Below are 11,319 nucleotides of genomic sequence, written 5' to 3'. Positions count from 1 at the left end.
ATGTCCAGTCAGACATTGTCGTAAATCACTTCGAGCGACGGCTTCGCCGCAGCCTGCGTGCCGCACATGTCTTCCAGCGTGGCTTGCTCGAGCACGACGTCGCGGCCAACGTCAGAGCTCTTGAACAGGCTCAGCAGGCCATCATGAGTGAGTGTCTTCGGCTGACGCGGCGGCGCTTCGGCGACATTGAGCGCGAGGTTCTCGAATAGGGCCGCCCAGGGCGTGCCTGGCCTGCCGATGATCTGGTAGCTCGCGCTCTTGCGCCGGATATCGTCGTCAGCGGGGATAGAAGACAACACAGGAATGCCGACGGCCTCGGCAAACGCAGTCGCCTCACCTGTGCCGTCGTCCTTGTTGATGACGATGCCGGCGACGCCGACATTGCCGCCCAGCTTGCGGAAGTACTCGACGGCCGAACAGACATTGTTGGCGACGTAGAGTGATTGCAGATCGTTCGAGCCGACGATGATCACCTTCTGGCACATGTCCCGTGCGATCGGCAGGCCGAAGCCGCCGCAGACGACATCGCCCAGGAAATCGAGCAGCACATAATCGAAGCCCCAGTCGTGAAAGCCGAGCTTTTCGATCAGTTCGAAGCCATGGATGATTCCGCGCCCACCGCAGCCGCGGCCGACTTCCGGCCCTCCCAGCTCCATGGCGAACACGCCGTCACGTTTGAAGCAGACATCGCCGATCCTCACGTCCTCGCCGGCCAGCTTCTTCTTCGACGAGGTCTCGAGAATCGTCGGGCAGGCTCGGCCGCCGAACAGCAGCGAGGTGGTGTCGCTCTTGGGATCGCAGCCGATCAGAAGCACCTTCTTGCCCTGCTGGGCCATCATGTAGGAGAGGTTGGCGAGCGTAAAACTCTTGCCTATACCGCCCTTGCCATAGATCGCGATGATCTGCGTGATCTTGGTCGGCGCGGTCGTCACAGGAGCGTCCGGCTCGATGGCGGCTTCCGCACGGAGATTGTCCGTCATGGCACTGAGCTTCTGATGGGCGTTCATACGCATGCTCTCCAGTCGAGCGCCATTTTCAGGCACGAGGGATCGTGGAATGCGGTTCGGTAAGCCTCGTCCGCGGCGGTTGCCTTGGCGCGGTGGCTGATCAATCCGTCGAGCGACAGCTTCCCGCTGTCGACGAGATCGCGCACCGCAACGAGATCGTCGTGCCGCCATTCGGCGGCGACGCGGATGCGCGCTTCCCGCATAAACGCCGGCGGGAAGACGAAGCTCAGCGGCGCGCTGTAAAATCCGGCGAGAACGATCTCCCCCCCAGGCGCGAGATGACCGATCAGGTCATCAAGCAGCGATGCGTCACCGCTGACATCGCAGATCACCCGATAGTCTCGACGCATGTTGCTCGCGGGGTCGATGACGTCGTAGCCGAGGCCACCTTTTGCGCGGTTACCGTCATGCTCCCACACGACGGGCGGCGCAGCGCCGAGCGCGATGGTCAGGCGTGCAAGCAACCGTCCGAGCACGCCATGCCCGACGATGCAGTCGGGCTTATCGCCACCTCGCAGTGCGTGATAAGCCGTCGCGGCAAGTGCAAGAAGCGCGCCCTGCTCGCCAAGCGCCTCATCGCAGGCGACGACGCGCTTGGCCGGCACCACCAGGTGAGAGGCAGCCGCGCCGAACAGGCTCCGCACCTCGCCGAAGCACCCGGCTGCGCCAGGCACGAAAACTCGCTCGCCCTTACGGAAACCGGAATCGCCGCCGCAAGATTGGACACGGCCGACCGCTTCGTAGCCGGGCACTAGCGGATAGCCCATGCCTGGAAAGGCAGGCATACGGCCTTCGAACAACAGGCGCTCGGTACCCGTGCTGATCGCGGTCCATTCGATCTCGACCACAATGTCGCCGCCGGAGGCCTCAGCAAGAGCAAGCCGCTGCAACGCGAGCTGCCTTGGGTTCTCCAGCACTACGGCTAACGCATCCATCTGCCCATTCCCCGGCGGGCTGCACAATCGAGTGTCAGGCTACGCTGACTATTCTTTGTGTCAACTGAAATTAACACATCCGCGTCAAGCGCGGGCTACGGCGACCTTCGCGATCATGGGAATACGCGTCGCGCGACTGCGAACATCCCGAAAGCCGGACTGCTTCAGCATTTCTCGCAACGCAGCAAAGCTGCGTGGACGGCCACTGCCCATCGCGTGGAGGTAGAGGCCGAAATATGCGCTGGTCGGATCGGGTCCCGATTCGCTGGACATCGGTTCGCCGATGACCAGTACGCCGTCTTTCGGCAATGCTTCCCGCACGCGCGCGAATAATTGCATCACCACGTCGTCATCGTGATCGTGCACGACGCGGATCAGCGAGATGACGTCGGCCCCGGATGGCAGCGGATCTGCAAGAAAGTTTCCTTCGATCACAGACATCCGATTGCGAAGCCCAGCCTCAGCGAAGCGGTCGCGCGCGATCGAGGCGACGCCGGGCAGGTCGAACAACCGCAACTCGAGCTCCGGAGCTTGCCCTCCGACGGCTATCAGGAAGCTGCCGTCGCCGCCGCCGACATCCAGCAGGCAGCGATGCTTTGCAAACGAATAGGCGCCGATCACCATCTCGGCGACCATCGGCTGGGACGCCGACATCAGCGCGGTGTAGGACGAAGCCCCCTCGCGCGTCACAGCGGATGGCGAGGCTTGTCCCGCATAAGGCCAATAGCGACCAAGCTTGCGCTGATCCAGCTCGCCACGCAGCAGCGCGACGGGATCGGCAAGATCGGTGTAGAGCGCGGCATGGTGCTCGACCATGGCGGCGACGCCGGGATTACCCAGCATGGCAGCGCCGAGTGGACCAAGGCCGTAGCGCTGATCGACGCGTCTTTCGAGGAGCCGCAGCGAGGCCCCTGCTTCGAGCAGCGTGACCATCGCTCCCACGGGAATCGACGCACGCGCCGCCAGCGTCGCGACCGGCAGCGGGCCGCCCCGCAACTGCGCGAACAGATCCAGTCGGACACAGGCTGCCAACACCTGCGAATAGACGAAGCCAGCGCAGAGGTCGAACAGATCGGCGGCGCGGCGCCGCGCGATCGGGCGGGTCAGCGGAAATGCTGCCGCGAAGCGCTGAAAACGCCTGCTGGACAGCAGAAAGTCGCGGAGCCCGCGCCAGCCATCGCTGAAGGCGCGGTGTGATTCAATCCCATCGCTGAGGGCCATGGCTGGCCTCGCAAATGTTTACGCGGCGAATTGGGCCAGACGCTTCGGCACGAGGCGCTTTGCTTCCTGCTCCATCAACAGCTTGAGCTCGTGGGCGTTGGCACAGGCCGGCATGGTCCGAATTCCATCGGCAACAAGCTCGTGCAGATAGGAGATCGCGCCGGTGAGGCCATAGCGAATCACCGCACTGGGACGCCCTAGCGCGGCGTCCTTGCCGACGGGCTTGCCCGCCTCTTCCTCATCGCTTGCGGCGTCTCTGATGTCGTCGGCGACCTGGTAGGCCTCCCCGATCTTCTCGCCGAGGCTGCGCCAGGCCTCCGGATTGTCGGCGCCGGCTGCAGCGGCGCCGCAGATGGTCGCGGCTGCAAACAGCGCGCCGGTCTTCGACCGATGATAGTGCGACAGATCAATCTCGTTCTCGCACTCCCAGGCCTGACCGGCGACGATGCCATGGGGTACACCGACGGCCGCACCGACTGTTGCGGTCAGCTGCGTCATCCGCCGGGGCGAACAAGCCGCCCGAGCAAGGGTCTGGAAGGCCAGCACGATCAATGCATCGCCTGCGAGAACAGCGAGCGGCTCGCCGAACGCGGCGTGGACCGAGGGACGCCCGCGACGGATCGCGGCATCGTCGAAGCAAGGCAGGTCGTCATGTACGAGCGAGGCGCAATGCAGAAGCTCGATCGCGGCCCCCGCAGCCGCAGTCGCGTCGGGTTCATCGTCGCCGCACGCGCTGGCGACGGCGTGGCACAATCGGGGACGAACCCGCGCTCCCTTTGGAAACACCGCTGCGCGCATCGCCGCCGCCAATCGGGGTGGGCATCCTGCCTGCCCGGCGGATCCGACCGCCTGCGTGAGTGCACTCTCGATCCGTGCAGCAACGTCCATGGCTCGCCTCCCGCTAAGGGTCCCACTCAAATGTCATCTTTAATTGACATTTGACATGTCAATTAGAATAGACGGATACTGCCGGACTGCAAGTGGATTGTTCTGAGGCGCGCGATGAGCAGCCAACGGGTGGTCGTGATTGGGGCGGGAGTCGCGGGACTTACCGCCGCTCTTTCGCTGGCCGCCCGGGGGCTGCAAGTTATCGTTGTGGAGCGCGCCGGCCGCCCTGGCGGCAAGATGCGGGAGGCTGTCGTCGGCGAGCGGCGAATCGACAGTGGTCCCACCGTTTTCACCATGCGCTGGGTGTTCGACGAATTGTTCGATTCGTTCGGCGAGCGGCTCGACGATCACTTCTCGCTCCAGCCGCTGAGCGTACTTGCACGCCACGCCTGGACCGATGGCAGTCAGCTCGATCTCTTCTCCGATCAAGAACGCACGGCAGATGCCATCGGCAGCTTCGCGGGCCGCACCGATGCCGAGGGCTTTAGGGCTTTCAGCGCCGATGCGAAGAAAATTTTCGACGTGCTCAAGGGACCGTTCATCTCCGCGCCGGCACCAAGCATGACGTCTTTGTTCCGCAATTCCGGCTTTCGCGATCTGCTGGCCATCAGGCCCTTCCAGACGTTCTGGAAGGCGCTCGGCGGGTATTTTGGCGACCCGCGCCTGCAGCAACTATTTGGCCGTTACGCGACCTATTGCGGCTCGTCACCATTCGAGGCGCCGGCGACGCTGATGCTGGTCGCCCATGTCGAAAGCGCCGGCGTCTGGGCGGTCGATGGCGGCATGCATCGCATCGCTTCGATCATGGCTGAAATCGCGGCTCGCCGCGGCGTCCAATTCCATTATTGCACCGATGTATCACGCATCATCGTCCAATCCGGCCGGGTATCCGGTGTCGCGTTGGCCAATGGCGAGCGCTTCGCGGCCGGCTGTGTCGTCATGACGGCCGACGTGGCGGCCCTGGCGAATGGTCTGTTCGGGGCCGACGCGGCGCGAACGACGGCTATCATTCCCATCAAGGCGCGCTCGCTTTCTGCCATGACATGGAGTTGTGTCGCCGAAGCAGGCGGATTTCCCCTGCTGCGCCATTCGGTGTTCTTCTCGCGCGACTATCTTGCCGAATTCGACAGTATTTTCGGTCGCCGTCAGATGCCCAACGAGCCGACCGTCTACGTCTGCGCGCAGGACCGAGGCAATGAGCCATCAACAGATGGGGGACCGGAGCGCTTGTTCATCCTCGCGAATGCGCCGGCGATCGGCGACCGCCATCCATTTGAGCCAGCAGAGATCAGCCCATGCATGAAGCGGACCTTCGGAATGTTGGAGCGGTGCGGTCTCACCATCAAGGCAGTTCCGGAGTTCACGGAAGTCACGACCCCGACCGACTTCAACCGGATGTTTCCGGGGACGGGCGGCGCGCTTTACGGCCGAAGCTCTCACGGCTGGATGGCATCGTTCCAGCGGCCGGGAGCGCGAACGAAACTTCCAGGGCTTTACCTGGCGGGCGGGAGCGCTCATCCGGGGCCGGGAGTGCCGATGGCGGCACTCTCGGGCCGGATGGCGGCGGCGAGCCTGATCGCGGACCTTGCTTCGACCGCGCCGTCCCGCAAAACGGCTATGCGTGGTGGTACGTCGATGCGCTGAGCAGCGACGGCAAGCAGGGCATCACCTTGATCGCCTTCGTCGGCAGCGTCTTCTCGCCCTATTATGCGCTCGCTCGCCGCGTAGGCCGCGGCGACCCGCTCAATCATTGCGCGTTGAATGTTGCACTCTATGGCGAACGGCGGAAGCACTGGGCCATGACCGAGCGCGGCCGCAATGCGATCGGCCGCACCAAGCGTGAATTCGTCATCGGCCCGAGCTCGGTCGATTGGGACGGCGATGCGTTGACGTTTCGGATCGACGAAGTGGCCGCTCCATTTCCACATCGTTTGCGGGGCGTCGTCCGAGCCTATCCGTCCGCATTGACCAGCGATGCCTTCGCGCTCGACGCCGCAGGACGTCATTGTTGGCACCCGATCGCCCCCTGCTCTCGAGTCCAGGTCGACTTCCAAAATCCCGCCATCCGCTGGCTCGGCGACGGCTATTTCGACATGAACTATGGCGCCGTGCCGCTCGAGCTAGAATTCCGCAACTGGGAGTGGTCGCGCGCTGCTCTGCGCAGAGAAACCATCATCTCCTATGACACGGTGGGGCGCAATCAGGACGGCTCGTCTCTTGCTCTGCGCTTCGACCGTAAGGGTAAGGTAGAACAGCTCGAGCCGCTGCCTCGAGCCACATTGCGTCCGACGGGTTGGCGTGTCCCGCGGACGGCACGCGGCGATGCGCAGCAGATCGCCACCGTTGCGCGGACACTGGAGGATGCCCCGTTCTACGCGCGCTCACAATTGTCGGCGACCTTGCTTGGCGAGACGGTCGACATGATGCACGAAAGCCTCTCGCTCGATCGGTTCCGCATGCCGATCGTGCAGGCGATGCTTCCGTTTCGCATGCCACGCAGGTTGACTTAGCGATCGTCAGCGGGTGTTTCGGCTGCTTCGCGCTCGGCGCGCTTGCGATCGAGTCGACGCCCCTGCCATTCCAGCAGACCCCAGCCGAGGGCAAACATCGCGACGAGGCAGAGCTCGACGAGCCCGCCCAGTTCGCTCATGCGTCACCGGCACGCAGCAGCTGGTCCCGACGTTCGAGCCGCTCGAACAAATCGAGCATCCACACGGCCTGCTCGACCGCACCCTTCCGCCGGCTCTGCGGCAGAATAACCGCGGGTTGGGATGCTGCGACCGCATCCACCAGATAACGAACTGCGGGTTCAATATGGTCGCTGACCAAGTCGTGCCCGCCGAGAGACTGCAAGAGCGCGTCGGCGATCAGCCGAAGCTTCCGGGAGCCGGACACGACCGCGCGGCGCGAAATCGAATCGAGACCTCCGCGCTCCAGTTCGCGGCCGATCTCGGCATAGATCAAGCGCGCGGCATGGATGCCGGGGCGGCAGGACACCGGCAATGCGCCGATGCCAGCGATTGATCGCCGATAAAAACCTTCGGCGACGGTCAGCAACCGGCCAATGATTTCGCCGACGCGCACGTCGAAATGCGGATCGACCAGAAACGCCTCGGGATCAATTCCTGCCTCGCGCAGCCACTGCTGCGGAAGATAAAGCCGGCCGGCCCGTGCATCCTCGCCGACATCGCGCGCGATGTTGGTGAGCTGCATCGCGATACCGAGTTCGCAGGCCCGCGCGACGACGGCTGGTTCGCGCCGGCGCATCAACAAGGACATCATCGCACCGACCGCGCCCGCAACCCGCGCGGCGTAGTCCAGAAGATCTTCCAGAGTCTCATAGCGGCGGCCTTCGACGTCCCAAGCCAACCCTTGGAGCAGGGCCTCCGGCAACGCTCTGGGAATAGCGAAACGGGCGACCATCTCTTCAAAGGCGCGATCGGCTGGCAATGGGAATGGCTGACCGGCATAGGCTCGGTCCAGACGCTCGCTCAACCGATTGACAGCGTCGAACCGGCCACCATCAACATCGACGGCGTCATCGGCGAGCCGGCAAAAGGCATAGAGCGCGATCGCGGGATCGCTCACGGAACGCGGCAACACCAGCGAGGCTGCGTAAAAGGTTCGCGAGCCGCCGCGGAGCAGCTTCCTGCAGGCAACGATGTCGGAAGCTGCGATCACGCGATCCTCTCCAACTTTTTGGCATCCGGGACAATCTCGTCGAGGACGCGTGCCGACGACAAAACGCCGGGCAGTCCGGCGCCGGGATGCGTGCCTGCACCGACGAGGAACAGACGCTCGACTTCCTCGCTTCTGTTGTGCGGGCGAAACCATGCACTTTGCGTGAGGATCGGTTCGAGCCCGAAGGCCGCCCCGCGATGGGATGATAGCCGATCCTGGAAATCCTGCGGGGTCAGGAGCCGCGAGGTGACGATCTCACGGTCAAGATTCGGCAAGACCGTTTCGCTGAGCGCTCGCGCGATCCTCTGCCGATAAGTCTCTGCCTGGACTGACCAGTCGACGCCGCTTTCGAGGTGCGGCACCGGCGACAGCACGTAAAACGCGTCGCAGCCGGGCGGAGCGAGCGAGGGATCGGTTGCCGTGGGCCGGTGCAGATAGAGACTGAAATCCTCAGCCAGCACCTTGCGTTCGAATATGTCGTCGAGCAGCCCGCGATAGCGCGGGCCGAGCAGGATTGTGTGATGCGCGATATCGTCGTAGCGGCGACGCGTGCCAAAATACCAGACGAACAGGCTCATCGAGTAGCGGGCGCGATCGATTCGCCGATCCGTCCAGCGCTTGCGCGCGATGCTCGGAAGCAGATGCTTGTAGGTCCAGGCGGAATCGGCGTTCGAGACGACGATGTCGGCCTGCAGTGTTTGGCCATTCGCAAGCTTGACGCCGGTGGCTATGCCTTGCTGCGTCAGGATCTCGGCGACCTCCTCCCCGCAGCGGACAGCGCCGCCCTGTCCTTCGATCAAGCGCACCAGTCCAGTGACCAGTTGGCCGGTTCCGCCGAGCGCAAAATGTACGCCCCAGCGCCGTTCCAAGAAAGCGATCAGGCAGTAGATCGACGTTGTGGTGAAGGGATTGCCGCCGATCAGGAGCGGATGAAAGCTCAGCACGATACGGAGCCGCTCGTCGCTTATGTAGGACGCAACGAAATCATAAACCGTGCGGTAGCTTTTGAGGCGAAGCATCGCCGGCACGATGCGCGCCATAGCTGTCCAGGAGTCGAACGGCACGTCGCCCAGCTCCTCGAAGCCCACCTTGAAGATGGCCTCACTGGCTTTCAGGAAATTCTCGTAGCCCGCGACATCGCCCGGCGAAACCAATGCGATCTGCTGGCGCATCGCCTCGGCATCACCGGAGCAGTCGAACACCGCGCCGTCGGCGAACCGGATGCGGTAGAACGGCGAAACCGGCTTGAGCGTGACGTCATCGGCCAAGCGTCGTCCGCACAGCCGCCACAACTCCTCGAACAGGAATGGTGCTGTGATGATGGTGGGGCCGGCGTCGAAGGTGAAACCGTCCTGACGGTGCACATAGGCCCGGCCGCCAGGCGCATCGAGCTTTTCCAGCACGGTGACGCGATAGCCCCGCGCCCCCAACCGAACGGCCGCAGCCAACCCGCCAAATCCGCTGCCGATGACGACAGCATGGGGTTGGGCGTCAGCTCGGAATGGCAGCGCATCGATGCGAGGGGAGAGGTCGAGCATATCAAACTGTAAATCTAAATTGACGATCTGGCCACCCAAATTCGTCAATGCAGAATTACGATTCGTGCTGCAATGCAATGATGCAAGATTGGACGGCGGCAGCGACTATTGTCGCAGCAATACGCCCAGGCACTTCCTCGTGCACGAGGTGACCATAGCCTTGGACCAACTCCAGCTTCGCCTTTGGCAGCATTTCTCGAACTCTTCGTGCAACATCCACCGGGATGGCACGATCGTTGGACGCCGCGATCAGCAGGAGATCCGGTCCGAGTTGGGGGAGGTCGCGAACGAGCGGATGCAGGTCCCAATTCGCCATCATCTGGAGTGCGGCTGTGACGTGTTCGGGACTCGAGACCAGCTTGCCGTAAAGACGCTCGCCTTCGGTGTCGATGGTCGATCCTGTTCCAACGATGAGCCTGTGCACGGCGGCAGGATCGCTGCCGCGCCAGGCAAAGATCCGTGGCACGAACGGATTGAAGGTCAGCGCCTTGGCAAGCGGCGAAAGCACGAGCGCCGCCACGCCACCGAACGGCAGGAAGGCGCCGTTGAGACTGACGATCAAAGCCGGATCAATGGATCGGTCGAGCGACATGCGGGCAAGGATCGCAGCCCCAGCCGAATGGCCGACGGCAAGCTGCGGCTTGACGTCGAGCTGCCTGCAAAGCGCGGCGAGGTCCCGCGCCATGCTGGGCAGCGACAAGCGATGGCGCGGCGGCGCTTCCGTGAAGCCATGCCCCGGCAGATCCGGCGCGACTATCGTGAAGTGTTGCGCGAGGATCGGCATCAGCGCGCGCCATGAATGCGTTGCCGCACCCGTCCCATGCGCAAGCAGCGCGACCGGTCCCGATCCCATGATCTGCACGTGCCAGCGATGTCCGGCAGCGTCCACAAAACGGCTTGCGCCGCGGTTGGGCCAATCCGCGCCGTCGACACGCCAGGATAGTTTTGCACCCATCGTGCCGTCACCAACGAAGCTGCGACGCTCAATCCACGGGATTCGGGAACGAAATCATCTTGCCGCCAAGCCGTTCAGGAATTTCTCATACTGCGCAACGAATTCGGTTGGTCTCTCGAAGTGAGGCATCGCACCGGTCGGAAACACGGAAATCTTCCAATTCGGTAACCCCTCGACCTTCACTTTCTGCTCATAGTCGACGAAGTCCCCGCGCACGCCATGGGACATCCAGACCGGCATCGAAAGGCTCTGATAGAGTTTCATTGCATCGGTGCTGAACAGGTAGCCCGATACGAAATAATATGGCGCATTCTCTGCGCCCGATTGATGCGTCGTGATGTAGTCGTATTCAAGCAGTCCCTCATCGATGTCTTTTGCGCCCCAAGTCTTCTGCAGGAAAAAGCGGATACTCGCGCGGGACGTGAGGGCTGAGAAGAAGCCGCGCTTCCACAGCGGCACGCTCAACAGACCGTGCAACCACGGCATGGCGCGCGTGCCGTCGCCGCCCGCTTTCGCCGCGGCCTGGGCGGAACGCCGATCGAAACCGGTCGGGCTGATCAGTGTAAGGCTGCGAACAGCGTTCGGCGTTTCGGTCGCCGCACGCGCCGCGAACTCGCATCCCAGCGACAGCGCGGCGATGTCGATGGGGCCATCACCGTGCGCCTGGCGAATGGCGTCGACCGCAGCGTGGATAGCATCTGTCATCAGGCGCGGGGCATACTTCCTGTCGGAACGGTCGGACAGGCCAAAACCGGGAAGGTCCAGGGCATAGACCGCACGCTGGCCGTGATAATGCTCGAATAACGGCTTCATCTCGTAAGCCGTCGCCGCCGCGTTCACGCTGTGCACCAGCAAGAGAGGTGGCGTCGCACCTGAACTGGTGGCAGGCTCTCCATAGAGCACGATCTGACCGGTATGCCGATCCGCGAGTTCGATACGCCGCCCCGGGAGCGGTGCCGGCATTGCGGCCGTTCTTGGAAAATTCGAGGCATTGGCCATGGACGAGGTCTGCTGCATCGACTGTCCTCTCGCTGCCCCGGCGGGCTCAAACTTGGCCGGGTGGCACCATTGAGGCGCCACAGTGACAAGACGAC

11 protein-coding genes are annotated in these 11,319 nt (G+C 63.4%); 2 read left to right on the top strand and 9 right to left on the bottom strand.

What is annotated here, in order from left to right:
• Positions 1 to 8: 8 nt before the first annotated feature.
• The 4 genes from XH91_RS02655 to XH91_RS02640 all read right to left on the bottom strand — a co-directional run bounded on the left by XH91_RS02655 (position 9) and on the right by XH91_RS02640 (position 4,051).
• Positions 9 to 1,007 carry a chlorophyllide a reductase iron protein subunit X gene (locus XH91_RS02655; protein WP_128949146.1) on the bottom strand — a complete coding sequence of 333 codons (999 nt, stop codon included), beginning with the start codon at positions 1,005 to 1,007 and terminating at the stop codon, positions 9 to 11.
• Entirely contained in the window at positions 1,004 to 1,942 is a 939-nt protein-coding gene (gene bchC / locus XH91_RS02650; protein WP_128949145.1) for a chlorophyll synthesis pathway protein BchC, read from the bottom strand. The genes XH91_RS02655 and bchC overlap by 4 nt, the downstream gene beginning before the upstream one ends.
• Before the next feature lie 84 nt (positions 1,943 to 2,026).
• Positions 2,027 to 3,163, bottom strand: coding sequence for a methyltransferase (locus tag XH91_RS02645; protein ID WP_128949144.1), 1,137 nt, complete (start codon positions 3,161 to 3,163; stop codon positions 2,027 to 2,029).
• 18 nt (positions 3,164 to 3,181) lie between these two features.
• The gene (locus XH91_RS02640) at positions 3,182 to 4,051 is read right to left on the bottom strand and encodes a polyprenyl synthetase family protein (protein WP_128949143.1); all 870 of its coding nucleotides are present in this window, start codon (positions 4,049 to 4,051) and stop codon (positions 3,182 to 3,184) included.
• 114 nt (positions 4,052 to 4,165) lie between these two features.
• On the opposite strand from XH91_RS02640, the gene crtD reads away from it, so the two are divergent.
• Positions 4,166 to 5,695 carry a 1-hydroxycarotenoid 3,4-desaturase CrtD gene (gene crtD, locus XH91_RS02635; protein WP_128949142.1) on the top strand — a complete coding sequence of 510 codons (1,530 nt, stop codon included), beginning with the start codon at positions 4,166 to 4,168 and terminating at the stop codon, positions 5,693 to 5,695.
• Between the two features lie 26 nt (positions 5,696 to 5,721).
• The gene (locus XH91_RS02630; protein WP_245470887.1) at positions 5,722 to 6,561 is read left to right on the top strand and encodes a hydratase; all 840 of its coding nucleotides are present in this window, start codon (positions 5,722 to 5,724) and stop codon (positions 6,559 to 6,561) included.
• On the opposite strand, the gene XH91_RS38650 is transcribed toward XH91_RS02630, so the two are convergent.
• The 5 genes from XH91_RS38650 to XH91_RS02610 are packed head-to-tail and all read right to left on the bottom strand — an operon-like array spanning position 6,558 to position 11,242.
• Positions 6,558 to 6,701 (bottom strand): hypothetical protein, encoded by a 144-nt coding sequence (locus XH91_RS38650; RefSeq protein WP_164934045.1) that lies wholly within the window; start codon positions 6,699 to 6,701, stop codon positions 6,558 to 6,560. The two genes, XH91_RS02630 and XH91_RS38650, sit on opposite strands and share 4 nt — an antisense overlap.
• Entirely contained in the window at positions 6,698 to 7,732 is a 1,035-nt protein-coding gene (locus XH91_RS02625) for a phytoene/squalene synthase family protein (RefSeq protein WP_128949141.1), read from the bottom strand. The genes XH91_RS38650 and XH91_RS02625 overlap by 4 nt, the downstream gene beginning before the upstream one ends.
• Entirely contained in the window at positions 7,729 to 9,270 is a 1,542-nt protein-coding gene (locus XH91_RS02620) for a phytoene desaturase (protein WP_128954692.1), read from the bottom strand. The genes XH91_RS02625 and XH91_RS02620 overlap by 4 nt, the downstream gene beginning before the upstream one ends.
• A 55-nt stretch (positions 9,271 to 9,325) precedes the next feature.
• The gene (bchO, locus tag XH91_RS02615; RefSeq protein ID WP_128949140.1) at positions 9,326 to 10,225 is read right to left on the bottom strand and encodes an alpha/beta fold hydrolase BchO; all 900 of its coding nucleotides are present in this window, start codon (positions 10,223 to 10,225) and stop codon (positions 9,326 to 9,328) included.
• A 54-nt stretch (positions 10,226 to 10,279) separates the two neighbouring features.
• Positions 10,280 to 11,242, bottom strand: a complete 963-nt coding sequence (locus XH91_RS02610) for an alpha/beta fold hydrolase (RefSeq protein WP_128949139.1) — start codon at positions 11,240 to 11,242, stop codon at positions 10,280 to 10,282.
• Positions 11,243 to 11,319: the final 77 nt, after the last annotated feature.

The sequence above is a fragment of the Bradyrhizobium guangzhouense genome, assembly GCF_004114955.1.
GTDB classification, from domain to species: Bacteria; Pseudomonadota; Alphaproteobacteria; order Rhizobiales; family Xanthobacteraceae; genus Bradyrhizobium; species Bradyrhizobium guangzhouense.
The sequence above is the reverse complement of the archived record's forward strand: the minus strand, read 5'-3'. Positions and strand labels throughout refer to the sequence as shown.

Coding starts and splice junctions, on each gene's coding strand:
- XH91_RS02645 (WP_128949144.1), bottom strand. CDS start 3,163: ATGGCCCTCAGCGATGGGATTGAATCACACCGCGCCTTCAGCGATGGC.
- XH91_RS02610 (WP_128949139.1), bottom strand. CDS start 11,242: ATGCAGCAGACCTCGTCCATGGCCAATGCCTCGAATTTTCCAAGAACG.
- bchC (WP_128949145.1), bottom strand. CDS start 1,942: ATGGATGCGTTAGCCGTAGTGCTGGAGAACCCAAGGCAGCTCGCGTTG.
- XH91_RS02640 (WP_128949143.1), bottom strand. CDS start 4,051: ATGGACGTTGCTGCACGGATCGAGAGTGCACTCACGCAGGCGGTCGGA.
- XH91_RS02620 (WP_128954692.1), bottom strand. CDS start 9,270: ATGCTCGACCTCTCCCCTCGCATCGATGCGCTGCCATTCCGAGCTGAC.
- bchO (WP_128949140.1), bottom strand. CDS start 10,225: ATGGGTGCAAAACTATCCTGGCGTGTCGACGGCGCGGATTGGCCCAAC.
- XH91_RS02655 (WP_128949146.1), bottom strand. CDS start 1,007: ATGAACGCCCATCAGAAGCTCAGTGCCATGACGGACAATCTCCGTGCG.
- XH91_RS38650 (WP_164934045.1), bottom strand. CDS start 6,701: ATGAGCGAACTGGGCGGGCTCGTCGAGCTCTGCCTCGTCGCGATGTTT.
- crtD (WP_128949142.1), top strand. CDS start 4,166: ATGAGCAGCCAACGGGTGGTCGTGATTGGGGCGGGAGTCGCGGGACTT.